Annotated in this window: 21 protein-coding genes and 1 pseudogene; 16 read left to right on the plus strand and 6 right to left on the minus strand. The window is 69.9% G+C overall.

What is annotated here, in order from left to right; all coding sequences use genetic code 11:
• Positions 1 to 28: 28 nt before the first annotated feature.
• Positions 29 to 856 (plus strand): annotated as a pseudogene (locus IEJ02_RS42340) (LCP family protein); the annotation flags it as partial.
• Between the two features lie 99 nt (positions 857 to 955).
• Here IEJ02_RS42340 and IEJ02_RS42345 read toward each other — a convergent pair.
• Positions 956 to 2,113, minus strand: coding sequence for an alkaline phosphatase PhoX (locus tag IEJ02_RS42345; protein WP_191069644.1), 1,158 nt, complete (start codon positions 2,111 to 2,113; stop codon positions 956 to 958).
• A gap of 213 nt (positions 2,114 to 2,326) precedes the next feature.
• On the opposite strand from IEJ02_RS42345, the gene IEJ02_RS42350 reads away from it, so the two are divergent.
• The 4 genes from IEJ02_RS42350 (at position 2,327) to IEJ02_RS42365 (ending at position 9,131) form a co-directional block, all read left to right on the plus strand.
• Positions 2,327 to 2,671, plus strand: coding sequence for a hypothetical protein (locus IEJ02_RS42350; protein WP_191069645.1), 345 nt, complete (start codon positions 2,327 to 2,329; stop codon positions 2,669 to 2,671).
• The gene (locus IEJ02_RS42355) at positions 2,668 to 3,498 is read left to right on the plus strand and encodes a hypothetical protein (protein WP_191069646.1); all 831 of its coding nucleotides are present in this window, start codon (positions 2,668 to 2,670) and stop codon (positions 3,496 to 3,498) included. The genes IEJ02_RS42350 and IEJ02_RS42355 overlap by 4 nt, the downstream gene beginning before the upstream one ends.
• 24 nt (positions 3,499 to 3,522) lie before the next feature.
• Entirely contained in the window at positions 3,523 to 6,552 is a 3,030-nt protein-coding gene (locus tag IEJ02_RS42360) for a CHAT domain-containing protein (RefSeq protein WP_191069647.1), read from the plus strand.
• Positions 6,553 to 6,779: 227 nt separating this feature from the next.
• A complete protein-coding gene (locus IEJ02_RS42365) occupies positions 6,780 to 9,131 on the plus strand; it encodes a glycosyl hydrolase family 95 catalytic domain-containing protein (protein ID WP_369075663.1) in 2,352 nt (783 codons plus the stop codon).
• A gap of 68 nt (positions 9,132 to 9,199) precedes the next feature.
• Here IEJ02_RS42365 and IEJ02_RS42370 read toward each other — a convergent pair whose 3' ends face one another.
• Both IEJ02_RS42370 and IEJ02_RS42375 read right to left on the minus strand, forming a co-directional pair.
• The gene (locus tag IEJ02_RS42370; protein ID WP_191069649.1) at positions 9,200 to 10,288 is read right to left on the minus strand and encodes a D-2-hydroxyacid dehydrogenase; all 1,089 of its coding nucleotides are present in this window, start codon (positions 10,286 to 10,288) and stop codon (positions 9,200 to 9,202) included.
• A complete protein-coding gene (locus IEJ02_RS42375) occupies positions 10,285 to 10,923 on the minus strand; it encodes an RraA family protein (protein ID WP_164427319.1) in 639 nt (212 codons plus the stop codon). Before IEJ02_RS42375 ends, IEJ02_RS42370 begins: the two co-directional genes overlap by 4 nt.
• A gap of 537 nt (positions 10,924 to 11,460) precedes the next feature.
• Here IEJ02_RS42375 and IEJ02_RS42380 point away from each other — a divergent pair.
• From IEJ02_RS42380 to gdhA, 8 genes are all read left to right on the plus strand, one after another.
• The gene (locus tag IEJ02_RS42380; RefSeq protein WP_191069650.1) at positions 11,461 to 12,837 is read left to right on the plus strand and encodes an MFS transporter; all 1,377 of its coding nucleotides are present in this window, start codon (positions 11,461 to 11,463) and stop codon (positions 12,835 to 12,837) included.
• A gap of 52 nt (positions 12,838 to 12,889) precedes the next feature.
• The gene (locus tag IEJ02_RS42385; protein WP_164427315.1) at positions 12,890 to 13,705 is read left to right on the plus strand and encodes a 5-oxoprolinase subunit PxpA; all 816 of its coding nucleotides are present in this window, start codon (positions 12,890 to 12,892) and stop codon (positions 13,703 to 13,705) included.
• A gap of 18 nt (positions 13,706 to 13,723) precedes the next feature.
• The gene (locus tag IEJ02_RS42390; RefSeq protein ID WP_191069651.1) at positions 13,724 to 14,461 is read left to right on the plus strand and encodes a 5-oxoprolinase subunit B family protein; all 738 of its coding nucleotides are present in this window, start codon (positions 13,724 to 13,726) and stop codon (positions 14,459 to 14,461) included.
• On the plus strand, positions 14,458 to 15,462 hold the full coding sequence (locus IEJ02_RS42395) for a 5-oxoprolinase subunit C family protein (RefSeq protein WP_191069652.1): 1,005 nt from the start codon (positions 14,458 to 14,460) through the stop codon (positions 15,460 to 15,462). The genes IEJ02_RS42390 and IEJ02_RS42395 overlap by 4 nt, the downstream gene beginning before the upstream one ends.
• Before the next feature lie 53 nt (positions 15,463 to 15,515).
• A complete protein-coding gene (locus tag IEJ02_RS42400) occupies positions 15,516 to 16,313 on the plus strand; it encodes an SDR family oxidoreductase (RefSeq protein WP_191069653.1) in 798 nt (265 codons plus the stop codon).
• A gap of 23 nt (positions 16,314 to 16,336) precedes the next feature.
• Positions 16,337 to 17,506, plus strand: a complete 1,170-nt coding sequence (locus tag IEJ02_RS42405) for a pyridoxal phosphate-dependent aminotransferase (protein ID WP_191069654.1) — start codon at positions 16,337 to 16,339, stop codon at positions 17,504 to 17,506.
• A gap of 32 nt (positions 17,507 to 17,538) precedes the next feature.
• Entirely contained in the window at positions 17,539 to 18,168 is a 630-nt protein-coding gene (locus IEJ02_RS42410; RefSeq protein ID WP_191069655.1) for a TetR/AcrR family transcriptional regulator, read from the plus strand.
• Between the two features lie 88 nt (positions 18,169 to 18,256).
• Entirely contained in the window at positions 18,257 to 19,603 is a 1,347-nt protein-coding gene (gdhA, locus tag IEJ02_RS42415) for an NADP-specific glutamate dehydrogenase (RefSeq protein WP_191069656.1), read from the plus strand.
• A 49-nt stretch (positions 19,604 to 19,652) separates the two neighbouring features.
• On the opposite strand, the gene IEJ02_RS42420 is transcribed toward gdhA, so the two are convergent.
• The gene (locus IEJ02_RS42420) at positions 19,653 to 20,648 is read right to left on the minus strand and encodes an NAD(P)H-dependent flavin oxidoreductase (RefSeq protein ID WP_191069657.1); all 996 of its coding nucleotides are present in this window, start codon (positions 20,646 to 20,648) and stop codon (positions 19,653 to 19,655) included.
• Between the two features lie 169 nt (positions 20,649 to 20,817).
• On the opposite strand from IEJ02_RS42420, the gene IEJ02_RS42425 reads away from it, so the two are divergent.
• Positions 20,818 to 21,162, plus strand: coding sequence for a winged helix-turn-helix transcriptional regulator (locus IEJ02_RS42425; protein WP_370467224.1), 345 nt, complete (start codon positions 20,818 to 20,820; stop codon positions 21,160 to 21,162).
• Between the two features lie 78 nt (positions 21,163 to 21,240).
• On the opposite strand, the gene IEJ02_RS42430 is transcribed toward IEJ02_RS42425, so the two are convergent.
• Positions 21,241 to 22,503 (minus strand): outer membrane protein assembly factor BamB family protein, encoded by a 1,263-nt coding sequence (locus IEJ02_RS42430; protein ID WP_191069659.1) that lies wholly within the window; start codon positions 22,501 to 22,503, stop codon positions 21,241 to 21,243.
• Between the two features lie 195 nt (positions 22,504 to 22,698).
• Entirely contained in the window at positions 22,699 to 23,910 is a 1,212-nt protein-coding gene (locus tag IEJ02_RS42435) for a right-handed parallel beta-helix repeat-containing protein (protein ID WP_191069660.1), read from the minus strand.
• 303 nt (positions 23,911 to 24,213) lie between these two features.
• On the opposite strand from IEJ02_RS42435, the gene IEJ02_RS42440 reads away from it, so the two are divergent.
• Together IEJ02_RS42440 and IEJ02_RS42445 are read left to right on the plus strand one after the other, a co-directional pair.
• Complete coding sequence (locus IEJ02_RS42440; protein WP_191069661.1) at positions 24,214 to 25,008, plus strand: SDR family NAD(P)-dependent oxidoreductase; 795 nt, start codon at positions 24,214 to 24,216, stop codon at positions 25,006 to 25,008.
• Positions 25,009 to 25,189: 181 nt separating this feature from the next.
• Positions 25,190 to 25,885 carry an alpha/beta fold hydrolase gene (locus IEJ02_RS42445; RefSeq protein ID WP_191069662.1) on the plus strand — a complete coding sequence of 232 codons (696 nt, stop codon included), beginning with the start codon at positions 25,190 to 25,192 and terminating at the stop codon, positions 25,883 to 25,885.
• The last annotated feature ends 298 nt before the right edge of the window (positions 25,886 to 26,183 follow it).

Raw genomic sequence — 26,183 nt, forward strand, 5'->3', positions numbered from 1 at the left:
CCTTGCGGGACCGCGAAAAACATAACGGGGCACCAACTATCTGATCGTGGGATCCGACAGCCGCGAGGGCATGTCCGACCAGCAGAAGAAGGACCTGCACACGGGCTCCGCCGACGGCAAGCGCACGGACTCGATGATGATCCTGCACGACGGCGCGTCCGGCCCGACACTCATATCGCTGCCGCGCGACTCGAACGTGACCATCCCGAAGTTCCGCGGCTCCGAGTCCGGACGCCTCAAGGGCCCGCTGGGCGACAACAAGCTGAACGCCACGTACTCCATCGACGGCCCACAGCTGCTGGTCCGCACCGTCGAGTACAACACCGGCCTGCACATCGACCACTACGCGGAGGTCGGGTTCTCCGGCTTCGCCAACATCGTGGACTCCATCGGCGGCGTCGACATGAACCTCGACAAGGGCTTCAAGGACAAGTGGTCCGGCGCCGACTTCGAGGCGGGCGAGCAGACGCTGAACGGCCGGCAGGCACTCGCGTTCGTCCGCACCCGGCACGCGTTCGCCACCAGCGACCTGGAGCGCACCAAGAACCAGCAGAAGTTCCTCTCCGCGCTGGCCGACCAGACCGCGACGCCCGGCACGCTCCTGAACCCCTTCAAGCTCTACCCCACCATGGGCGCCGGACTCGACACCCTCATCGTCGACAAGGACATGAACCCCTACTACCTGGCCAAGATGTTCTTCGCCATGCGGGACGTCACCGGCAGCGACGGCAAGTCGATCAACATGCCGATCTCCGGCAGCGTCGGCGGCAACCTCCAGTGGGACAAGGCCAAGGTCAAACAGCTTGTGCAAGAGCTCAGGAACGACGACCCGGTCACGGTGACCGACGCACAGTGACGGGCGATGGGGCAGCGTCCGCTCGATGAGCGGAGTGGGCCGGATCCGCCGCCGGGCCCTCGACCGGCGGCGGCCCCGGCTCCGGTGCACCGCGGGCCGTCAGCCGCGGAACGGCCCCGTCACCTCGTAGGTGATGCCGCCCGACGAGCTGCCGCTGGTGCCGCGCTGGCTGGAGAAGTACAGCCGCCTGCCGTCCGGTGAGAACGCCGGGCCGGTGATCTCCGAGCCCGACTGGCCATCGACGCGCAGGAACGGGGCCACCACGTCGTCCGGGGTGATGACGCAGATCTCCATGTTCCCGCCGTCCTCGGCCACGTACAGATCGCCGGAGGACGCCCCGGTCACGTTGTCCACGCCGGTCAGCGGGGCCGTGCCGCCGGTCACCAGCGAATCGTCATAGGCCAGTTCGATCGTCTGGGCGGCCGCGTCGTACTGCCACACCCGGTTGTCGCCCTTGGTGGTGAACCAGCAGGTCTCGTTCGCGTAGTAGCACCCTTCGCCACCGTTGAACCGCTTGGCCCCGGACACCTGGTTGCGGGTGGCGGTGGCGCCGGTCGGGTCCGGCACGGTCGCCCAGGTGACGGGGCCGCTGGTGCCGGAACCGGCGACCATGACCTCCAGCTTGCCGGAGGACAGGTCACCCCACGTCGTCGGCGTGAAACGGTAGAAGCACCCGTCCGTGACGTCCTCGGTCATATAGACGGTCCGGCGGACGGGATCGGCCGCCGCCGCCTCGTGCTTGAAGCGGCCCATCGCGTCGCGCCGCACTGCGGTCTTCACGCCCCACGGATCGGTCTCGTACACATAGCCCCGGTCGACCTCCTCACAGGACAGCCAGGTGTTCCACGGGGTCTTGCCTCCGGCGCAGTTCTGCCGGGTACCGGAGAGGACGCGGTACGCGCCCGTGACCGCCCCGGCCGAGGAGAACGCCACCGCGCTCGCCCCGCCCGACGGGTTGATCTCCGAGTTGGAGACGTAGATCCAGCCGCTGCCGTCGGCGTAACAGGCCCCGCCGTCCGGGGCGTCGTGCCAGGTGTACGAGGTGCCGGCGACCGTCTGCCGCGAACGGGCGATCACCCGGCTGGTGAACCCGGCCGGAAGCCGTACGCCGTTGGCGTCCGGCGAACCGAGCGCCCCGTACGGGCCGGCGCCCGGCTGTGCCGGTGCGGCGTACGCGGCGCCGCGCCACAGGGTTCCGCCGAAAGCTGCCGAGGAGCCGCCGATGACGGCGGCGCGCAGGAGGGTGCGACGTTTCACTCTGGCTCCAAGGAGTGCCGTGACCGTACCCCGCCGCCGGCCGACGGCGGGGTCACACGGCCCTGAACCTAGAGAGCCATCCCGTAGGCCGAATTGACAGGGCCTGGACAACACATGACGCGGGCGTGGAGTGTCCGGCGGGCCGTCCGGCTGAACGAGGCTCTGTCCTCGGTTCCGTGAATCCCCGGGGCATGGCACGGGCATGATGGCCCGGTGCGGGAAGAATTGATAGTACGGTTGCGCGGGACGTGGCAGCAGACCGAACCGCCCGACAGGGAGCTGGTCGGTACCGCTCTCGCGCGGTTCGGCGCGGACCTCGTCGCGGTGATGCCGGTCGGGCCGGGCGACCTCCGCATGCTGATCGTGGTGCCGGAGACGGCAGACCTGATCGCCCTCGGCTCGGCGGTGGCGGGCGTGCTGGCCCTGCCGTCGCCCCGGATCACCTTCGAGCGCGCGGTCTCCGAGGTCCGGGGCATCGCCGGGCGCGGCTACTCCTGCTCCTGCGGCGGGGTCGACGGCGATCACACCGCGGAGTGCCCGAGAGCGACCGGCACATGAGCTGGCGGCCACCCGTCCCGATGGGCTACCTGGACAGCATCCAGGCGGTCGGCGGGTTCGCCGCCCCGCTGCTCGCCGGGGGGAGCTTCACGCTCGCGGTGGTGGCGCTTCAGTCGGCCCCGGGCCCCGCGGGTGTCAGCCGATGGCCGAACGCCGCCCTGGCTCTGTTCGTCCTGTCCGGTCTGCTGCAGATCGCAACCATTCAGGCGACGGCATGGGCACGACGCTATATGTGCACCCCGGGCGACCTTCGGGAGTGGTTCCCGGGCGAGGAGACCGACGGGACTCCCAGCCCGTTCCTGATCGGTATGCAGGAGAGCCATCTGCGGCAGGCCCAGCGCTGGGCGAACATGGCACGCGGCTTCTACCACGCGGGGATCATCGCGCTGCTCGCCGGGCTGCTCGTCATCTGCGTGCCACGAGGGCAGCTGACCGGCGGCCGCTGGACGGTCCTCGCCGTCTGTGCGGCCGGCATTGTGGGGGAACTCGCCTGGCTGGTCAGGGCCACCTTTCTCGACCGCGCGATCCGCCGCGACGCCTGGCTCGGCATGGCCGTCCTGCTCGCCATCCCGGTATCGGTGTCGGCGCCCGGCATCTGGCATGGATGGCCGGTACGTATCGGGGGCGCCGCCTGCCTCCTGCTGTGCCTCCTGCCGCTCGTCCTGCGGCGCTCGGTCACCTCGGCGCTGAGCCTGAGTCTGGGGGCGATCGCCCTGTTGATCCGTATACCTCACCCGCTCCTCGTGGTAACGCTGGTACCGGCGTTCCTTCTCGGAGCCCACACGTTCGTGGACCTCACCCGCCGTCAGCGCGCCGTGAGCGGGTGACCGGACGTCACCGGAGACGAACTGATGGACCCTCGCGTACTACAGGAACTCACCGCCTGTGTCAATCGGGTGACCGAGACCGGCGACGTCGGGCTCACCCTCGCGGACGAGATGGCAAAGCCCTTCTCGGACGCCCGGCGGGATTGGGACGACGAGGACACCGAATCGTCCCGGGTACTGGGCGTCTTCTCCTTCTACCGCTATCTCGCGGCGCATGAGCGAACCGACATGCTCATGGCCATCCAGGCGCTCATGCCCTGTCTGCTGTACGAGGACATGGCCCTGCCGCCCGACATGCTCCCCTTCCTCGCCGACTACGGCGTCTGCGAGGCGGAACGGCTGCGTGAGAACGCCCGCAGCTCACCCGATCCCGCACGTGCCGAGCGTGCGGCGTTCGCCTGGCAACGCATCGTCATGGCCACCGAGGACGGCCATCCGCAGCGCGAGGAGCGGGAGCGGGCCCTGCGGAGGTCGCTGCGGCTGCTGGCCGCCCGGCGCGGCGACACCGCCCACCTCGACCAGGCCGTCGCCGCGGCACGCGCGGGCCTTGTCCCGCAGGGCCACCGGGACCGCCTCGCCACCTGTCATGAGCTCCTCCTGGCGCTGGAAGAACGCTATGAGGCGACGGGGAACGCGGAGGATCACGAGGCGGCGCTCCGGTGCGCGGAGGAACTGGCCGCATACGCCCATACCTCGGCGCGCGACGCCATCGGATGCTCCCTCCTCTTCTCCTTCGGCGAGAAGCTCTATCAGCGGTTCCTGCGCGACCCGGACACCGCGGACCTGCGCCGCGCCATTGGCTTCCTTCAGGATTCGGTCGAGTTCCCCGGCCCGCAGCTGCCGACCCGGCTGCTGGTCCTGTCGCGCGCCCTCAGCCTCTGGTCCGCCACCGCCCGGGACCCCGGCATCGTGACCGAGGCGATCGCCCGGGCCGAGCAGGCTGAGGAGCTGGTCCAGCGGAACCACCAGGACTACCCGCTCATCAAGTGGCAGATCGCCTCGCTGTACTTCGCGCGCTACCACACGACACACTCCGGCGACGACCTCGACCGGGCCGCGGCAGCGATCCTCGAGGCCACCCTGTGCCTGACCCGTGAGCTCCAGATCACCGCTCTCCAGTCCGACATCGCATTCGCCCAGTACGAGCGCACGGAGGACAGCGAGCACCTCTTCACAGTCCTCGCCCTGAGGAAACGCGTACTGCGCAAACTCCCCGAAGATGACGACTTCTCCCGGGCGGACGCCCTGTACTCACTCAGCCAGGCCCAGATGCACTGGTACCGACGGATGGGCTCGCTCGGGGACCTGGACAGCGCGGTCGACAACGGCCGCGCCGCGCTTGACCTCGTGGCCGCGACCGACGCGCGTCGCCGCCCGAATTTCCTGTGCGGGCTCGGCAGAGTCCACATGACGCGCTTCGCCCTGCGCGGTGAGCGAGATGCCCTGCCCGAGGCGATCGACCGGTTCCGGGAAGCCGTCAACGACGCACCCGACCGCTACCTGCCGGTTGCGCTGCTCGCCGCCGCCCTCGGGTACCGGTACGAACTGACACGGGACACCACCGACCTCGACGAGTCCATCGCCGCGGGCGAACGCGCCTTGGAGCTCGCCCCCGCCCAACAGCGGGCGGGCATCCTGCTCGATCTCAGCGGCGCCCGCCGGCTGCGCTTCGGCGGCACCGGCGACACCACCGATCTCGACCGCGCCAGGGCGGCGCTCGCCGAGGCGCGCGCCCTCCCCGCTCTCTCGGCCAGATACCGGATGCGGATCAGTCTGGAGCAGACTGAGCTGGCGTCGCTTTCCACGGTGAATCCCGAGGAGAGGCTGTCGGCCTTCGAGGCAGCCGTCGAGCTGCTGCCCGAGGTCGGCCTGAGCAGCCCCCACCACGAGGACCGTGAGTTCATGCTGTCCGTCCACGCCGGCCTGGGCGCGAAGGCAGCCGACGCCGCCGTCGCGGCCAACCGCCCTGATCGGGCCCTGGAACTCCTGGAGAAGGCGCGCGGCATCCTCGCCGACACCGCGCCGACGCCGGGATGGCGCGGCACTCGGGCCACCACCGCCCGCCACCTGTGCCGTAACGCCACCCGTGGCCCGATCGTCACGGTCAGCGCGATCGAGACCGGCGGTCTGGCGTTGCTCGTCACTCCGTCGGGTGTCCACCCCGTCGCCCTGCCCGGCCTCAGGCTCCACAAGGCCAGGGCCCGGCACAAAGCTCTCAAGATGGCTCTTGCCTCCGGCGCCTGGGAGGACGTCCTCGACGTCCTCGCCTGGCTCTGGTACACGGTCGCCCGCCCCGTACTGGAGGCGCTGAAGGCCGCGGGGTGGCAGGGGTCCCGCCTCTGGTGGTGCCCGGTGGGGGTGATGTCGCTCTTCCCCCTGCACGCTGCGGGCGACGGCCACGACGGTGTCATGGACAGAGCGGTGTCCTCGTATCTGCCCACCGTCCGGTCCCTGCCCGCCGAGCGCCGGCGCCCCGCCTCCCCGGGCAAGGCCCTCGTGGTGGCCATGAGCAGAACTCCCGGCCAGGCTTCACTGCCGGGTGCCGCGTCCGAGGCGAACAGCCTCTCCCGGCTGCTCTCGGCCACGGTCCTGCACAACGAGCAAGCCACCCGCGACGCCGTCCTGACGGCCCTGCCCAGCACCCGGATCATCCATTTCGCCTGCCATGCGCAAGCCGACACCCGTGAACCCACCCGCAGCCGCCTGTTCCTCCATGACCAGCCACTCACCCCGAGAGATCTGCCGTTCGGCCTGGACGCCGACCTCGCCTACCTGTCAGCCTGCGCCACCAGCGATGTCCTCTTCCTCGGCGCCGACGAAGCCCTGCACATCACCGCCGCCTTCCACCTGGCGGGCTTCCGCCATGTCATCGGCACCCACTGGCGCATCGACGACCTGGCGGCGGCCGACATCGCCGACCACTTCTACACCATCATCGCGGCCCATGGCCCCGACCACGCCGCCCAAGCCCTGCACACGGCCACCGCGGAACTCCGTCGTGCCCACCCCGACAGGCCGGACCTCTGGGCCTCCCACCTTCATGTAGGCCCCTGACACCGAACCGGGTGCGGTCTGCCCCACCCGTTCGCCGGCTCACGGGGGTGAGTCGCGGCCATACATCGGTTGGTTGGCGTCCTCCATCGCCTCGATGTCGCTGAGCGGCCTCAACTCACCTGCGGATATGGCCTCTTCTGAATTCTGATACGTCGGAGGTCTTCCCCTGAACCTCATCGGCCTGCACCATGCCGGGTAGTTCACCACCGGATATGGGAGGCACATACGTGACCCCGACAACAGGGAACGGGATCTCTCGAAGAGGAGTGATCGGCTCGGCGGCCGTAGCCGGCTCGGCGGTCGCGCTCGGTGCCGGAGGGTCGCTGACCGGGTCCGGTACCGCCTGGGCCGCGCCCCGGGGGCCCGGCGGGTCGGGGAGCCTGGCCGAACGGCTGGCCAGGGCCGCGGCGCCGCGCTGGCGGCGGATGCCCGGCGACTGGAAGGACGGCCCCTTCCTGGCCAACGGTCTGCTCGGGGTGAACGTCTACCGGGGCGCCACGGCCAACTCCGTGAAGGTGATGGTCAGCCACAATCAGGTACAGGACCAGCGGCCCCAGTGGGCCGCCACGTACGGCTACTCACGGCTGCCCATAGGCCACTTCGACCTCACGCTGGCAGGCGAGGTGACGGGGATCGACTGGACCCTCGACCTGTGGGACGCCGAGCTGCGCGGCACCGTCACCACCACCCGGGGCAGCGTCCGCTTCACCATGCTGGTGCACAACGCCCGCACCGCGCTGCTGATCTCCACCCACCCCAGCGCGGGGGAGGAGAGCGCGGCCTGGTCGTTCACATGGATGTCCGCCACCTCGCCCCGGACGAAGGGTAAGCCCGCCGACTACACCGGCAACCCCGACCCCCGCACCGGCTCCACGGGCGACACCCACTACGTCGAACAGCCGTTGATCGCCGGTGGCGGCTGGACCACCGCCTGGCGGGAACGTCGAGTCGGCACCGGCAGACTGCTCGCCGCGCATATCGTCTACCGCCACCCCGGCGATCTCTCGAAGACCACCGAACGCGCCGTGGCCGAGGTGGCGCGTACCCTGGCCGAGGACCCGGACGACCTGGTGCGCGAGCACCGCGCCTGGTGGCACCGCTACTACCAGCGCAGCCTGCTCTCCGTACCCGACAAGCGCCTTCAGCACTTCTACTGGATCCAGCTCTACAAGGCCGCCTGCGCCACCCGCGCCGACGGGCCCTCGATGTCCGAATGGGGGCCGTGGTACCCGGAGACCGGCGGCAGCTGGACCGCGGTCTGGTGGAACCTCAACGTCCAGATCGCCACCTGGCTGATCCAGGGCTCCAACCACCTCGAACTCGACTCCGTCACCTCCACCTTCAAGAACTTCGAGAAGAACCTGCCGCTGTCCCTCCCGCCCGAGATCCCGAACGAAGAGATCTACGCCCTGTCCCACCCTTCCGACTGGACGCTGCGCCCCGGCGCCCACACCGTCGGCGTCCCCGGCACCTCCACCAAGACCGACAACAACGGCAATCTCATCTGGGCCATGCACAATGTCTGGCTCAGCTACCGCCACACCATGGACATCCGCATCGTGCGCGACGTCCTCTACCCGATCCTGGTCAAGGCGGTGAACTTCTACGACCACTTCCTCTACGAGGGCGGTGACGGCAAGCTGCATCTGCCGCTCACCCGGTCCCCGGAGTACGCGGACGCGGTGGACTGCACCTATGACCTCTCCCTGCTCCGCTGGGGCTGCGCCACGCTCCTCGACTGCCTGCGCATCCTCCGCACCGACAACCCGCGCGCCGGGCGCTGGCGGGAGATCCTGCGGCGTCTGGTCGACTACCCGCGCGGCGCGGACGGCGTCCTGATCGGCGCCAGCGTTCCACTCGCCGACTCCCACCGCCACTTCTCCCACATGCTGTGGCTGTACCCGCTGCACGAGCTCACCTGGGACCGGCCGGCCGACCGGGACATCATGCGCACCACGTTCGACCACTGGACCGAGGACCGCAGCCTCTGGGCGGGATACAGCTACGCGGCGGCCTCCTCCATGGCCTCGCGGATGGAACGGCCCGAGGACGCCCTCGACTTCCTCACCGCCTTCACCGGGAACCTCTTCGACGAGTCCTACATGGACTGCTACATGACCGCGAACACCATGTACGCGGAGGACACCAACCTGGGCATCGAAAGCCCGCTGACCACGGCCCAGTCGATCCTCGACATGGGGATGCAGAGCCATGGCGGCGTCGTGCGGGTCTTCCCCTCCGTCTCACGGCGCTGGCCCGATGTCTCGTTCCAGGCCCTGCGCGCCCAGGGCGCGTTCCTCGTCGACGCGGACCGCGCCGGCGGCAGGACCCGGTGGGTGCGGGTGCACAGCGAGGCGGGTGCGCCGCTGGTGCTCCAGCACGGCATCGCCGGCGCCATCGACGTACGGGACGAGCACGGCCGTCGGCTGCGGTACCGGGAGACGGGACCCGGCCGTATCGAGATCCCGCTCGGCCGGGACGAGACGGCCGTGGTCACCCCGCGCGGCAGCCACCCGGATCTGCGTCCGCGCGACGTACCGGCCGTCGGCGACGCGAAGCCGTGGGGACTGCCGGACTGAGCCGGGGGTCCGGGTCCGGGGGAGGCCGTCCGGGTCCTGGGGAGGCCGGGCGCGGGACGGCCTCCCGGTCAGTAGAACTCGACGGTGTTGACACGGTTGATCAGCTCGTGTCCGTCGAGCAGCCGGGTGGCGTTGGCGGCGAAGAGTTCGGCGATGAGACGGTCCTCCGCCGCGTCGAGCGCGGCGGTGTGCGGGCTCACCAGCACCCGCTCGTGGTCCCACAGGGGACTGTCGGCCGGCAGAGGCTCCGTCTCGAACACGTCCAGCGCGGCGAAGCCGACCCGGCCGGAGTCGAGGGCCCGGGCCAGGGCGGCCTCGTCGACGACGCTGCCGCGGCCGACGTTGACGAGGCAGGCCCCGGGCCGCAGGGCGGCGAAGAACCGCTCGCCGAGGAGGTGCTCGGTCGCCTCGGTGCCGGGGAGCGTGTTCACGACGGCGTCCACGGCCGGTGCCACCTCGGCGATGCGGTCGGGGTGGACCACGGCGGAGACACCGGGGACGGCGACGTCTCTCCGGCTCGTGCCGATGACCGTCGCGCCCAGTGCCCGGAGTGCTTCGGCGACGGCCCGGCCGATCCCGCCGAGGCCGAGGACGAGCACGGTCTGGCGGCTGACCTGCCCCATCGTCCAGCGGCCGCTCCACTCCCGGTCACGCTGCTGGCGGCCGAGGCGGGGCAGGTCCTTGGCTCCCGCGAGCACGCCGAAGACGGCGAACTCCGCGAGCGGGCGTCCGTGGACCCCGGCCGAGGTGGTGAAGAGGACACGGTCGAGTTCGTCGGGACGCAGCCCGGCGGCCTTGACCTGGCTGCCCCCGCCCGCGGCCATGGTGTGCACCCAGCGCAGGCCCGGATTGGCCCGGACGGCTCGCGCCAGGGCGGCCGGGTCCACGTCGGGGATGCCGTACAGGGCGTCGGCGGAGTCGATGGCCTCCTCGTAGGCGCGCTGCCGCGCGGGCCCGCGCCGCCAGGCCGGATCCCCCGCGAAGTCGGCGGGCCAGCGCATCGGGGGCAGCAGATCGTGGTCGACGACGAGGTCGATCCGCGGCTCCAGCTCCCTGACGCGGGCGCGGTTCTCCTCGGACAGCGGGGCGGCGACCGCGACCCGGAGGCGGCCTCCCGCCTGGTTGAGGCGGTCTCCCGCCTGGTTCCCGCCGGTCATCGGACGCCCGCGTTCCGCAGCGCGTCGACCTCGGCGTCCAGTGCGGCCTCGCGGGCGACGATCTCCCGCACCGACGTCAGCGCTTCCTGGGCCCGGTGCGGCGGGATGACGATGACGCCGTCGCCGTCGGCCGCGACGATGTCTCCGGGGTTCACCACGACGCCGCCGATGGCGACTGGTTCGCCGATGGCACCGGGCCCGTTCTTGAACGGGCCGGCGGGGGTGAGCCCCCGGGCGAAGACGGGGACGCCGAGTTCCTCGATGATCGCGGCGTCGCGTACGTAGCCGTCGACGACCGCGCCGACGGCCCCGTACGCGGCGAAGCGCTGGGCGAGGTTGTCCCCGATGACGGCGCGGCCGTCGTGGCCGAAGGCGTTGATGACGAGGATGTCGCCGTGGCGTATGTGCTCGAGCGCCGCGATCACCGCTTTGTTGTCCCCGGCGACGGTCAGGACCGGAAGGGCGGTTCCGACGGCCTTGGCGCCCTGCCAGACAGGTGCGATGCCGCCGTCCACGATGTTCAGCCGGTCGAGCGCGTCGCCGAGGTTGGCCACGGAGTGGGCGCGGAACCGGTCCAGCAGCTGACCGTCGACGCGTTCCCACGGGGGCGCTACGCGCACGTTGTCCTGAGTCATCGCGGGCTCCTTCGGATGGTGTCCGGCGCGAGGGATGAGGCGCGCCGGCGACGGTGCCATACGGCACAGAAAATGCGAAAGCTTTCGCGTTTCAGTGGGTGTCAGTCTGCATCGGTCCGCGCCGCGGGGCAAGGGTCGGCGTGGGGGAGTGCGCTACCGGAGGCGGCCTCGATCGGCCGGGCAACTCCGACAATTCGGGACGGAAGTGTGATGGAAGCGAAAGGTTAACGTGGGGGCAATGCGGACCCTTGACCGCCCCAAGAATGCGAATCTATTCTCATTCGCGATTCGAGTCGCACCTTGGAACCGTCGCGACGAGCGGTCCGGCACGGACCACCGCGAGCCCTGGACGGACGGGTTCCTGAACATCCAGAAGCCACCCAACTCTCCCGAGGCGCCGTCACCGCCGTCACCGCCGGACCACAGCGCAGGGGCGCGCCTCGGCAACACCGCGGCTGCTGGCGGCTACCAGGCTCAGCTCACGATCCTTCTTCAGGACACCCTTCCCGGAGTCCGCGACACCGAAAGTGAACGCGTATGACAGCGTCAGATCGGCTTGACACCACATCAGCCCGCCGCGAGGCGGTGCCGGGCCAGTTCGATACCGCAGCTGCCGACGTCGTCTCCGCCGATGACAAGGTGGTGCGCAGGGCCACCTTCGCGGGCGCGATCGGGTCCTTCGTCGAGTGGTACGACTACGGCATCTACGGCCTGCTCGTCACCTATCTCGCGATCGACATCATGGGGGAGGCCGAGGCCGGCGGCCTCCTCCTCACCAACGTCGGCTTTCTGATCAGCTTTGCCGCCCGTCCGTTCGGCAGTGTCATCTGCGGATACCTCGGTGACAGAATCGGCCGGAAGTCCCTCCTGGCCGCCCTGCTGGTCCTCATCAGTACGGCGACCGCGGCGATCGGACTGATCCCCTCCCACTCGGTCATCGGCGTCGCGGCGCCCGTCCTCCTGGTCCTGCTGCGGGTGCTCCAGGGCTTCTCGGCAGGTGGCGAGGTGGCCGGCGCGATGTCCTTCGTCGGGGAGTACGCCCCCGACGCGCGCCGCAACTACATGATGAGTTTCATCGCCGTGGGCTCGTTCATTGCCCTGATGTTCGGCAGTGCCTTCTCCGCCATCCTCATCACCGCGCTCGGCGACGACTCGATGACCTCATGGGGCTGGCGTCTGCCGTTCCTCCTGGCCGTCCCGCTCGGGTACATCGGCTTCTACATCCGCCGCCGGCTGGAGGAGACCCCTCATTTCGAGGCGCTGCGCGAACAGCGGACGGTCGCGCGCAACCCGCTGCGGGAAGCCTTGAGTTCACCGCGCCACCTGAAGGCGATCGGGCTGACCATCTTCCTCCCCGCGCTCAACGGCCCCGGCTACTACCTGCTCTTCGTCTACATGCCGACGTACCTGAAGACATCGCTCGGCCAGCACAACTTCTCCATGCTGCGCGCTCTCACGGTCACGGCCTTCAGCCTGATCGCCATCGCCGTATGCATCCCGCTGATGGCCCGTCTGTCGGACCGGATCGGCCGCAAACCCGTCCTCGCAGGCTCGGCCGTGGCCATGGCCGCCGTCTCGTACCCCATGTTCCGGCTGCTCACCACGGGCGAGTTCGGGCTTGCCTGCATCGGCACCATCGTGCTGGCGATCGCCTTCTCCGGGCACGCCGCCGTCGTGCACACCGTGCTTGCCGAGATGTTCCCGACCAGCGTGCGCTACTCCGCCTACAGCATCGGGTTCTCCGTCTCGACCATCATCTTCGGCGGCAGCGCCCCCCTGGTGATGACCGAGCTGATCGAATCGACCGGCTCCAACATGATCCCCGCCTTCGCCTCCATCCTCACCGCTCTGATCACCTTGGCCACCGTCGCCTTCGTACGCGAGACCAAGGGCCGGCCCCTCGCCGGCCACTGAGCCACCCGGCGGCATCCCACTCGGCGCCCGCCCCTACCTCAGGAGACACCTCATGGGAAACAACTCCGTGGCCGTCGTCGCCGACCTCGGCGAGAGCTTCGGCAACTACACGATCGGCGACGACGCCGCCCTGCTCACCCTCGTCACCTCCTCGAACATCGCGTGCGGCTTCCACGCCGGTGACCCGCGCATCATGGACCGCACCGTCGCCGACTGTGTCGAGCGGGGCATCGAGCTGGGCGCCCACCCCGGCTACCCGGACCTCGTCGGCTTCGGCCGCCGGCTCATCGAGGCCACCGAGGCGGAGATCCGCACGGACGTCCTCTACCAGCTCGGCGCGCTCGACGCGTTCGCCCGGGTGCACGGCGGCACCATCAGCCATGTGGCCCCGCACGGCCGGATGGGCTCCATCGCCCAGACCGACGCCAAGCACGCCCGGGCCATCACCGACGCGATCGCGGCGTACAACACCGACTACATCGTCATCTGCCAGCGCGGCCTGCTCGCCGAGGAGTCCCGCAAGCGCGGCCTCGAGGTCGGCTATGTCTTCCTGGCTGACCGCGGTTACGGCGACGACGGCATGCCGGTGCCCCGCTCGCACGAGGGCGGCCTGATCTACGATCCCGAACTCATCGGTCGGCGCTCCGCCCAGGTCGTCCAGGAGGGCACCGTCCGCTCGGTCAACGGCAATGTGGTCCCCCTCGGTCATGACGCGGATGTCCTGCTCCTGCACGGTGACCACCCGACCGTGCTGGAGAACGGCACCGCCGTGCGGGCGGCGCTCGACGCCGCCGACATACGGGTCACCGGACTGCGGGACGTCCTGGCGGAGAAGGCACAGAAGGCGGAGGCCGCGCTCGCGGGCTGACGCCGGGCGCACCAGGAGATGACCACAGCACAGTACGGCGCCGTCACCGTCGAACCCTTCGGGGACTCGGCGGTGATGGTGACCATCCCCCACGCCGACCAGTCCATCCGCAGAGCCGCGATCGTCGCCTTCCGCGACCGGTTCCTGGCACACCGCCCGCACGGTGTGCTCGACGTCGTATCCGGTCTCGAATCCCTGCTCATCGAGTTCGATCCGCTGCGGACCGCACCCCAGCACGTGGAGTACGCGGCTCGTCTGGTGGCGCGGTGGGCGCCGTCCCCGTCGGGCCCCGTGGACGGCGGGCGAGCCGTGCGGACCTTCGCGATCCCCGTCGTCTTCGACCACGACAACGGTCCCGACCTGGTCTCCGTCGCAGAAGAACTGGGACTCTCGCCTTCCGAGGTCGTCGAGGCGATCGCGGAGTCCACCTTCACCGTCGCCCTCCTCGGCGCGGCGATGGCCCCGATGATGGACGGTCTGAAGGTACCCGGGCCGGTGCGCCGCCGTGCCGAGCCACGGACCGACGTCGCCCCCGGAGCCGTCATGGTCGCCGGTACCAACGCGATCATCCAGCCGTTCCCGGGACCGACCGGCTGGCGGGTCGTCGGCCGCACCCCGCACACCATCGTCGACATCTCCCGCCCGGAACCCGCCGCGTTCGGGACGGGTGACATCGTGCGCTTCGTGCCCGTCACACGGGACGAAGCCGAGGCGCTGAACGCCGGTTTCCCGCGGCCGACGGGGGAGGGCGTATGAAGACCGTGGCACTCGAGATCACCGGCACCGGCTGGAGCACCACGTTCCAGGACCTCGGCCGACGCGACACCGAACGCCGTGGGGTGCCCACCGGTGGCGCCGCCGACCAGCACTCGGCAACGGTCGCGAACCTCCTGGTGGGCAACGCTCCGGGCGCGACCCTGATCGAGAGTCTCGGAGGCGAGCTGGCGCTCGTGCCCGACGAGGACGTCCTGGCCGCCGTGACCGGCGCTCCCGCCCGGATCACCGTCGCGGGCGGGCCCGTCGAGGGCTGGTCGCCGCTGGTCGTTCCCGCCGGGCACGAGATACGGGTCCGCGGCGACATGAACCGGGGAGCCCGCGTCTATCTGGCCGTGAACGGCGCAATGACCGCGCGGACGCTGCTGGGCAGCGCGGCCCCGGACGCCCGGATGGGATTCGGGCAGACCCTTGCCCCGGGCTCGCGGGTACTGCTGGAGACGGGGTTCGGCGGATTCGGCCGCCGTCACTTCGATCCGCCGCTGTTCCGGCTCCCTGTCCCCGTGCCCCGCTTCGACGACGGCCCCTGGGTCATCGACGTCGTCGCCGGTCACGGCGGCCACGCGATCCCCGGCATCCGCGAAGTGGTCGAGGAGTCGGCGTATGTCGTCACCCCTCGCTCCAACCACGTCGGGCTCCGGCTCGACGGCCCCGTACTGCACCCGGACACCGACGCCGAGATCGTCTCGCACGGGGTGCCCATCGGGGCGCTACAGATCCCGCACGCGGACGAGCTGATCGTGCTCGGCCGCTATCGGAGCCTGACGGCGGGCTATCCGATCGTCGGCGTCGCCGCCCGCGCCTCCCTGCCGATGCTCGGGCAGGCCGGCCCCGGCCGGGAACTGCGGTTCCGCTGGATCGACCGGGAGTGCTCGCTGCGGCAGTTCGCGCGGCGCGCGGCGGAGGTCAGGGCCCTCGGGCGGGCCGCCGCCGAGGCGTTCGGCGCCCTCGGTTTCATGGAACCCTTGTCGCGGACTAAATGAGAAGATATTCTCACTTGAAATGGGAGTCGCAAATGAATCATGGAGGAGGAGCGGTGACAGCGTCGGCCGGCAGGATCGCGCTCATCACGGGAGCGGGCAGCGGGATGGGCCTCGAGACCGCCCGGCTGCTGGCCCGCGACGGCGCCACGGTCGTGCTGCTCGGCCGCAGGCAGCGGGTCCTCGACACCGTCGCGGACACGATCCGCGCCGAGGGCGGCACCGCCCTTCCCCTCGCGGCGGACGTCACCCGCGCCGAGGACGTCACCCGCGTCGTCGAGCGGGTCCATGCCGAGCTCGGCCCGATCGACATCCTCGTCAACAACGCGGGGAGCGCCTCGTCGGTGCTCAACCCGCAGTGGCTCCCGCACGACGAGTGGCGCCAGGTCCTCGAGGTGAACCTCACCGCGGTCTTCCAGCTCACCCAGGCCGTCCTGCCCGACATGCTCGGCCGTGGCACCGGGACGATCGTCACCGTCTCCTCGCTCGCCGCCGTCAACCCCAACCTGCTGGGCGGCGCCGCCTACGGCGCGGCCAAGGCCGGGGCCCGCAACTTCATGACCTTCCTGCACAACACCTTCCGCAACCAGGGGCTGCGAGCGATCACCGTGCTGCCCGGGGAGGCGGACACCCCCATCCTCGACAACCGCGCCCGGCCTCCGGAGCCGGAGGAGCGCGCCACCATGGTGCGGCCGGAAGACGTGGCCGAGGCCATCCGCCTCGCCGTCACCCTTCCCCAGCGCGTCGTCCTCCAGGAGATCGTCGTGGCCCCCACCCGGCAGCGCGACACCTCCGACGACCTCGAGATCAGCCGCTGGGCCGGAGCGCCCGCCGACGCCGCACCGCCGGCCTGACCACCCGCCACCAGGAGGAGCGCATGCCGCCCACCGTCACCACGCAGCCGCCCCGGTTCGCCACCGCCGACGCCGTAGCCCGGATCGCGGCCGCGTCCCGCCGGACACAGCAGCCGCAGTCCCGGGCCGACCTCGTCTCCCTCGCCATGGGCGAACCCGACTTCGACACGCCCCCGTTGGTGACCGAGGCGGCCCACGCCTCGCTGCGCGCCGGGCGGACCCACTACTCGCCCCTGCTCGGCGAACCGGCCCTGCGGGAAGCGCTGGCCGGGAAGCTCGCCGCCACCGCCGGAGCGCCCGTCTCCGCCGCCGACATCCTGATCACCCAGGGCGGGACCGCCGGCCTCGCCGCCTCGATCCTCTCCCTCGTCAACCCCGGCGACAAGGTGGTCGTCCCCGACCCCACCTACTCCCTCTACGCCGACCTCGTCGCCATGGCCGGGGGTGTCCTCGACCCCGTCCCGCTCGGCCCGGACCTGCACTGGGATCTCGACCGGCTCGCCGACGCCCTTGACGACGCCAGGCTCTTCGTCTTCTGCAACCCCGTGAACCCGACCGGGATCGTCCACGGCCGCGAGGAACTCTCCGCGCTCGCCGAGCTGCTCGACGGCACCTCCACGATCGTCGTCTCCGACGAGGCGTACTCCGACCTGGATTACACCGGGCGGCCCTTCACGTCCGCGGTCTCCGTCGACGGGCTGCGCGAGCGGACCGTCTACTGCCAGACCTTCTCCAAGAGTTACGCGATGACCGGCTGGCGGGTGGGCTACCTCTGGGGTCCTTCGCCCCTCATCCAGGCGGCCGCACGCGTCCACAACACCTTCAACGGGTCCGTGAACACCTTTGTCCAGGACGCCGCGCTCGTCGCGGTGGAAAACTGTGCGGATGACGTCGTCCGGATGCGCGCCGCCTACGAGGAACGCCGCGAGATCATGCGCGGGGAACTGGCCTCGATCCCCGGTCTCACCCTCAGCGTGCCCGAGGGTGCCTTCTACCAGTTCCCGCGGTACGACCTCGACCTGCCCTCCGCCGATGTCGTGGCGGCCCTGCGCGCGCACGGTGTCGCCGTCCGTCCCGGAAGCGAGTTCGGGGCCCGGGGCGAGGGGCATCTGCGCCTGTCGTACGCGGCCGGCCCGCGGTCCATCATCGAGGGTGTCCGCAGGCTGGCCGACGGCCTCGCCGCCCTGCGATGAACGCCGTTCCGGACACGAGGAGGAGTCGTCCCATGCGCAGTGACACCGAGCGCAACCGCAGGCACCTCATCAGGGCGGCGGCACGGCTCTTCGAGAACTCGCCCACCCCGGTCAGCCTCGCGGAGATCGCCAAGCACGCCGAGGTGTCCACCGCGACCGCCTACCGCCACTTCTCCTCCGTGGAGGAGGTCCTGCACGCCTTCCGCGCCCAAGTGGGCTCCGAACTTCGGGACTTCAGCGCCGCCCAGACGACCCGGGGCATGTGCAAGCTCGACGCGGTGTCGCGGTACTGGGTGTCCCTGGTCCTCGAACACGGCGGCGCGATGGCGCAGATGCGCTCGCACCGCGGCTACCTCGAACGGCTTCGCGAGGGCACCGGCTACCTCACCCCGCAGGCCGAGGCGCTCACCGAACCACTGCGGCAGACCGCGGAGGAGCTCGGCCTCGGAGACCTGGGCGACGAGGCCCTGTATCTGTGGAACGCGCTGTTCGACCCGCGGGACATCCTCGACCTCATCAAGAGCGGACGAACCGAGGACGAGGCCGCCACCCGCCTCATGGGCGCACTGCGCGGAGCCCTGATCGGGTGGTCGGCGGCCCGGCACGGCGCGCCGGAGGAGTCAGGTCTGGTCTCTTCCCCACTGAACGGCGACACCGGCTGAAGTACGCTGTCGGCGCACTTCCCGCGCCTGAAGCACGGCTCGTGCCGGCGCCCGGCCGGCACGCATGCGAACGGAGAGAACAGCGCACATGGACGTCAGTGCCTACCTCGAGGCCGTCTACGGCAATCTCCACCGCCGGGATCCCGCGGAAACGGAGTTCCACCAGGCGGCACACGAGGTCCTCCAGGCCATAGGACCCGTGCTCCAGGCCCACCCGGAGTATCTGCACGCCAGGATCGTGGAACGGCTCTGCGAGCCCGAACGGCAGCTGATGTTCCGGGTCCCGTGGGTGGACGATCAGGGGACGGTACAGGTCAACCGAGGCTTCCGGGTGGAGTTCAACAGTGCACTCGGCCCGTACAAGGGCGGCCTGCGGTTCCACCCCAGTGTCAACCTCGGCATCGTCAAGTTCCTGGGTTTCGAGCAGATCTTCAAGAACGCGCTGACCGGCATGGCGATCGGCGGTGGCAAGGGCGGCTCGGACTTCGATCCCAAGGGCCGCTCGGACGGCGAGGTCATGCGCTTCTGCCAGGCGTTCATGACGGAGCTGTACCGTCATCTGGGCGAGCACACGGATGTGCCCGCCGGGGACATCGGAGTCGGCGGCCGTGAGATCGGCTACCTCTTCGGCCAGTACAAGCGGATCACCAACCGCCATGAGTCCGGCGTGCTGACCGGGAAGCCGGTCGGCTGGGGCGGATCGCACGCCCGTACCGAGGCCACCGGCTACGGCGCGGTGTTCTTCGCCCAGGAGATGCTCGCCACGCGCGGCCAGGACTTCGACGGACGGCGGGCCGTGGTCTCCGGATCGGGCAATGTGGCCATCTACGCCATCGAGAAGGTCCACGCCCTCGGTGGACGGGTGGTGGCCTGCTCCGACTCCTCCGGTTATCTGGTCGACGAGGACGGCATCGACCTGGAGCTGCTCAAGGAGATCAAGGAGGTGCGCCGCGAGCGGATCTCCGCCTACGCCGAGGTGAAGACGACCGCCCGGTTCTCCGCCCGGGGGTCGGTGTTCGACGTGCCATGCGAGGTCGCACTGCCCTGCGCGACCCAGAACGAGCTGCACCAGCAGGACGCCACCGCGCTGACGAAGAACGGTGTGCTGGCCGTGGCCGAGGGCGCGAACATGCCGTGCACACCCGAGGCGGTCGAGATCTTCCGCGACGCGCGGATCTTGTTCGGTCCGGGCAAGGCCGCCAACGCGGGCGGGGTGGCGACCTCCGCACTCGAGATGCGGCAGAACGCGTCCCGCGAGAGCTGGAGCTTCGAACGCACCGAGGACCAGCTCGCCACCATCATGCGGCAGGTGCACGCGCAGTGCCGCGCCACCGCGGAGACCTACGGCGGTGACGCCGACGACTACGTGCTCGGCGCCAACGCCGCGGGCTTCCTCCGTGTCGCCGAGGCCATGACCGCCCAGGGCGTCGTCTGAGTCCGGAGTACTCCCGTGCACGGGGGCCGTGCGGATGCCGTACACAGCGTCAGGGTGTCGGCGTCCGCATCAGGGCCGCGGCTCGAGCGGCGATGTCGGCCACGATGCGGCCCGCCGGGACGACGTCGTGGACGAGCCCGGCGGTCTGGCCCGCGTAGAGGGCGAGAGCCTCCAGGTCGCCCGACATGCCGGGCACGGGCACCATGTCCGCGTAGCGCGGCCAAGCCCGTCCGTCGGCGCCGCGGGCCACCACGGTGCCTTCTCCGGGGCGATGCGGCGCGGCGGGACGGTCCGCGGCCTCCCAGGCGCTGAGCGTGGAGTTGCGCAGCGCACGATGCGGTGCGCCTGGCCAGCCTCCGTCGAAGCACCGGGTGTGCACGGCTTCCTGCGGCGCCGCCCGGATGACGGCTTGGCGGTAGACCTCGTGCGTGGCGGCCTCGCATGCCGTCAGGAATCGGGTGCCCAGCCATCCCGCCTGGGCCCCGAGAGCCAGTACGGCCGCGAGCCCGCGCCCGTCGGCGATGCCGCCCGCCGCGATGACGTGCACCGGGTACACAGCGTCCACGACCGCGGGCACGAGCGCCATCGTGGTGGTCTCGCCGCGCACATGGCCGCCTGCCTCACACCCCTGGGCCACGATCACATCGACACCCGCGGCAACGGCGGCTTCGGCCTCGGCGACGGAACCGACGGTGTGGAGGTGAACGGCGCCGGCCGAGTGCACACGTCCGGCGACGGCCGAGGGATCGCCCCAGAACGTCGAGATGACCGGCACGCTCTCCGCCAGGCAGGCGTCCAGAAGTTCGTCGACGGGGAAGTCCAGCACCAAGTTCACGGCGAAGGGCCTCGGCGTCGACCGCCGAACCTCCCGGATCCGGCGCACCGCCTCTTCCGCGGTCACCCACGTCAGAGCAAGGGTGCCGAGGCCGCCGGCGTCCGCCACCGCGGCCACCAGGTCCGTCGTGACCGCAGACCCGATGGGCGCCTGCACCACCGGCACCTCGATCCCCAACTGCCGACACAGAGGTGTGGTGAATGCTGTCATGCTGCCCTCCACACATTGGAGCGGTTCGGTTTCCGAATCACCGGGCGATGTTAATGTTTCGGAAACCGAAACACCAGGGGCTGTGGATCTACGGGAGGGCAGGAGGACCGCGATGGTTGCACCGACACCAGGACGGCCGGTGCGTGGCTCGACCACCGGACGCCCTCTCATGGCCGCGCTCGATCTGTTCGGCCGGCGATGGAGCCTGCGAGTGGTGTGGGAGCTGCACGAAGGCAGCCTGGGTTTCCGCGCTCTCCGGGGACGCTGCGGCAACATGTCCTCCAGCGTGCTGCGTCAACGCCTCGTCGAGCTGATCGAGGCACGTCTGGTGCACCAAACCCCAGATGGCCACTACGCCCTCACCGCGCTGGGACGGGAGGCTCGCACCGCGCTCAGCCCCCTCGTCGACTGGTCGGCCACCTGGGCCGCCACACTGGCCGAGCAGTCCGCCGATCCCGGCACCTCTGCCGTCGGCGTTCCGGACACCTCCGATGCGGGGCAGGAGCAGACCTGAGGGTCGCGTCCGTGGTTCGCGTCGAGGACCGCTCCCGCTAGCCTTCCGCGTCGCCGTCGATCGCCGAGTCCGCGTCGGCTACGAGCCCGACGGTCCCGTCCAGTCGGCGGCCACATGGCCGATGCGCACCCGCTGCGGGTGGTCGCCCACCGACACGGACGCGGTCTTCTCGCCCGTCGCGAAGTCGATCGCGGTGACCCGGTCGGCACCGCTCTCGGAGACGACGCACGCGGTGCCGTCGCCGCTCACCGTCGCCCAGTACGGCTTCGAGGTCGGCACCAGGGGGCCCTCCTGGAGCGATTCCCGGTCCACGACGGTCGCGTAGTCGTCCATCGTTCCGGCCACGCACAGCTTCTTGCCGTCGGGGCTCATCGACAGGCCGTGGTGGCGGGAGTCGTTGACCCAGGTGGTGCGGTCCTCGCTGGTCTCAGGGTTCTTCGGGAGGGTCTTCGCGCGGGTGATCTTGTCCTTGGCCACGTCGTACTCCAGGAACCCGTTGAAGAAGGAGACCTGGAAGTAGAGCTTGGACTCGTCGGGGGTGAAGGCGACGGGCCGGACGGCGTCGGACAGGTCCTTGCGGCCGAAGGCGTCGAGCCGTTCGCGCATGTCGATGACCTTGACCTGCCGATATGTGGTCGCGTCGACCACGGTGATGTGCCGGTCGCCCTTCGTCCAGTCCATCGACGGATCATCCAGGTCGGTGTTGACCTCGCCGATCGACATGTTCCAGAGATACTTGCCGCCGTCGGTGAAGACGTTCTCATGGGGCTTGTCACCGGCGGAGAACGAACCGAGCTGCTTCCCCGTCACGATGTCGAGGACATGCACCGTGTTCGACGTCGAAGCCGACACCGCGACGCGTTTGCCGTCGGGGGACACGGCCATGTGGTCCGCGCGGAACCCCGACACGGGGAAGCGCCAGTTGACCTTGCCCGTCGCCACGTCGATCGAGACCACATCGGCGAAGCTGGGCCGGGAGACGACGATGGCCGAGCCGTCAGGGGTCGAGTACATGTCGTCCACGAACTGGTCGTGTCCTTCACCCGGCCCCAGCCGGATCCCCAGGAAGAAGGCGAGCTTGATGGGGTTGAGGTAGATCTCGGTGAGCCGCTGGTCCTTGTCCGGTATGACGTTGATCCGGCCGATCCTGGCCAAGTCGCCGGTGGATTTGATGACGTCGGCGGTGCCGTCCCAGTTGTTGCCCACGAACATCACCTCCCGCAGGCCGGCCGACTTCGGCTGTGCGGAGGCGCTGGCCGCCGTGGAACCGGTCACGGCCAGCGCCACGGCGGCGGCAAGGGAGAGCAGCATTCGGGTGGAGCCACGGTGCTCGGGAGCCATGGTCACTCCATCGGGGGTGGGGGTCTGTCGTCGTCGGGCGCCACTTACTGGAAAGTAATGAAGGTGGGTACCTCTCACAAGGGCTCCGACGGCAAAATATGACAGACACTCAACTTCGCGATGGCCAAGGTCCGCTGTGACGCGCTGAACGCGGACGACCGCTGCCGACGGGAAGGGGGCGGTGTCCAAGAGTCATCAGGAACGCCCTGGGGCCTGGCCGCCGAAGCTCACGCGGAGGCTGCCGTCCGCGGCGAAGGACCACTTCAGCGCGCCGGCGTAGGACGAGCACCGGGATCCGTTCGTCCCGGACCAGAACTGGTTCGAACCGTCGGCGTCACCGATGATGCGGTCCTTCGTCCCGCTGCTGCCGGCGCGGCACGAGGCGTTGTCCCGGAACACCGAAGTGCCGCCGTCGAACGAGAAGTTGCGCTGCCCGTTGTCGATGCCGACGTTGCCCGACACCGACATATGGCCGGGGTTGCTGTTGTAGGTGAAGCCGTGCTTGCCGTTGTGGTAGGCGATGCTCCGCCGGATGACGTGGTCGACGGCGATGTCCGAGCCGCCGAGCTTGTAGCCGTTGCGGTCGCCGTTGGAGTTCTGGGTGCCGTCCGAGAGGGTGCCGTTGCCGTAGGCGAGGGAGTCCTCGATGGTCACCGGGCCGATGGGGCCGGTGTCCTTCTTGGTGTAGAGGTCCCAGCCGTCGTCGATGTTGTTGTGGGACACGTCGTAGCGGAACACGTTCCCGGAGCCGACCGTGAGCTTCGCGGCGAATCCATCGGCGTCCTCGCCGTCGGAGTCGGCGTTGTCATGCGACTCCGAGCTCACGACGAGGTTGTTCGACGGCCACTGGTTCTGCGGGGTGCTGGAGGCGATGCGGGAGATCTGGAGCCCGGTGTCACGGTTGAAGCGGGTCACCGTGCGCTCGATGACGTTGTTGCTGCCACCGACGAAGATTCCGTTGTCACCGGCGCGTTCGACGGTGATGCCGGAGACGCGCCAGAACGACCCGTTGAGGGCGAGCCCGCGGTTCGCCGAATCCTCGCTCATGGCCGAGAAGTTCAGCACCGGGGTCTCGCCGGGGTAGGCGGCCAGCTCCTTGCGGGCGCTCGACGTGCCGTTGTTGCCCGGTGCGATGGTGACCGTCTGCGAGAGGTTGTAGGCCCCGCCGCGTACGTAGATCGTGCCGCCCGGGGTGATACGGGTGATCGCCGAGGCGAGCGTGGTCGGAGAGGACTCCGTCCCGGGGGCGTCGGCACTGCCCTTCGGCGACACGAACAAGTCGTCGGCGTCGAAGGAGGCGGATTGCGCCCGTGAGGCGGGCGGATGGACGGCGAGCAGACCCGCCGACGCGATCAGGGCCGCCGCCGCGGCGACGAGGGTGCGAGGGAGCGTCCGAGAGTGCTTCATGGCGCTGAGACCTCCTGATGTGGGGGAGCTGCCGTGGAGACGACAGACAGCACATGAGAGCGATTGCTGACCATTCCCCATCGTCAGAGCCCAGAGGTGAACGGGATGTGACGGGTGACGGTGCGGCAATGCGAGTCGGAAAATTAGCAAGCGCTTTCAGGAGCGTCAACGTCCCTCACCAAGACGGCGGTTGGCCTTCCCGGCTTGTCGTGTGCCAGTTACAGTGGCGGGTTGGGAGCGCTCCCACCCTCGCGGTCCTCTTCGCCGGCGCCGTTGTCACAGGCGTGGTCTAGCGTGCGGAGTATGGACCTGGAGCTTGCGGGACGACGGGCGATGGTGACGGGGAGCAGCGGCGGTATCGGTGCCGCGGTGGCCCGGCGGCTGGTCGGCGAGGGGTGCGCCGTGCTGGTGCACGGTCGCGACCCCGCGCGTGTCGGCGACGTCGCGGAGCGGCTCCGTGCCGTTGGCGGGGTGGTGGACGTCGTGCTGGGGGACCTCGCTGATGACGCTGCCGCGGAGACGGTGGCCGAGCGGGCCCGGGAGTGGGGCGTGGAGATATTGGTCAACAACGCCGGCCCCTTCGCCGAGCATGACTGGGACACCGCCGAGCCGACGCTGTGGCTGGACGCGGTGAACGGGAACGTCGTGTCCGCGGTGCGGATGATCCGGGCCCTGGTGCCCCAGATGCGCGAGCGCGGCTGGGGGAGGGTGGTCAATGTGGGCAGCCGGGCCGCGACGACTCCGTTGCCGAACATGGTCGAGTATTCGGCGGCGAAGGCGGCGGTGGTCAACATGACGACCAGCCTGGCCCGGCATCTGGCCGGATCCGGCATCACCGCGAACACCGTGAGCCCCGGTGTCATCGTCACGGACGGCATGCGGCAGATGTTCGAGGACGGGGCGGCCGCGCGAGGCTGGCCGGAGCAATGGACGGAGCTGGAACCGCTGGTGGTGGCGGAGTACGCCCCGAACCCGACGGGCAGGCTCGGCACCGCGGCGGATATCTCGGCAGCGGTCGCGTTTCTCGCCAGTCCGCCGGCCGGCTACATCAACGGAATCGATCTGCGCGTCGACGGGGGCATCGCGTTGGTGCCGTAAGGCCGACCGCCCCACGCATGATGCTCGTCCGCACACGCCGGCCGGCTCCACGGACCGACGCTGCCCGTCCGGCGGCCAGGAATTTCTTCGCGGCGTTCACGTCACGGGGCCGGCCATCAGAAACCCTAGGAGGGCGATCTGAATTCAGTTAAAGTTGCCGTTATGGCCTGGGAGGTCGCGTATGTCTTTCGTTCTCATTCACGGTGCCGGTTTCGGCGCGGACTGCTGGGACGAGTTGATTCCTTACTTGAGCGCCGAAGTGCTGGCAGTCGACCTTCCGGGGCGCGGGACGAGGGCTGACGTCGCACTCGGCACGGTCACCCTCGCGGACTGCGCCGACGCCGTCCGCGAGGACGTCGAGGCGAAGGACTTGCGGGACGTGGTGCTGGTCGGCCACTCCTTCGCGGGAGTCACCGTGCCGCTCGTCCTCGACCGCATACCCGAACGAATCCGGCAGGTCGTCCTCGTGTCGGCCGTCGTGCCTCCCGACGGGGCCCGGGTACTCGACCAGATTGATCCCGGCGTGCGTGACCTGGTCGAGCAGTCCATCACCGCTGGGGTCTACCACCAGGCCCGCGTGGGTGCTGTCGCGATGCTGTGCAACGACATGGACGAGGCGACCGCCGCGTCAGCTCTGAGCCGACTGGCCGACGATTCGGCCGCTCTGCTGAGCGAGCCCGTGAACCTGAGAGGCTACCGACGGGACATCCCGCGGACGTATGTGCACCTCACCCGGGACCAGTGTTACGTCGAGGAATTCCAGCAGCGATCCATCGCGCTGCTCCGGGCGGAGGTCATCGATCTCGACGCTGGCCACATGGCAATGATCAGCGCTCCAGGAAAGCTGGCCGCCGTCCTCAACGCCGTTCACGGCTGAGTGAACACCAGCCTGTTCGCCGCCTTCGACATCGCCGACGGCACTGCCATCGGTGAGCCGCACCGCCGCCACCGGGCCGTATCACACTGGCCTGCCGCGTGAAGGGGCGTCATGCCCTCAGCCCCGGAACGGTGCCGAACTCGAAACGCTGAGCTCTTTCCGCGTGGCCGCTGATGGAGGGGACGACGACGGCGAAGGTCCACCGTGGTCGCTGTCGGTGGTCAGTCGGCTTGCGCGGCCGACACGTTTTCCGCGCGGGGCGCGTGGTGGTCACACGCGGCATGTCAATGTCCGTCAC

The sequence above is a fragment of the Streptomyces sp. 5-10 genome (genome assembly GCF_014712245.1).
Classification (GTDB): domain Bacteria; phylum Actinomycetota; class Actinomycetes; order Streptomycetales; family Streptomycetaceae; genus Streptomyces; species Streptomyces violaceusniger.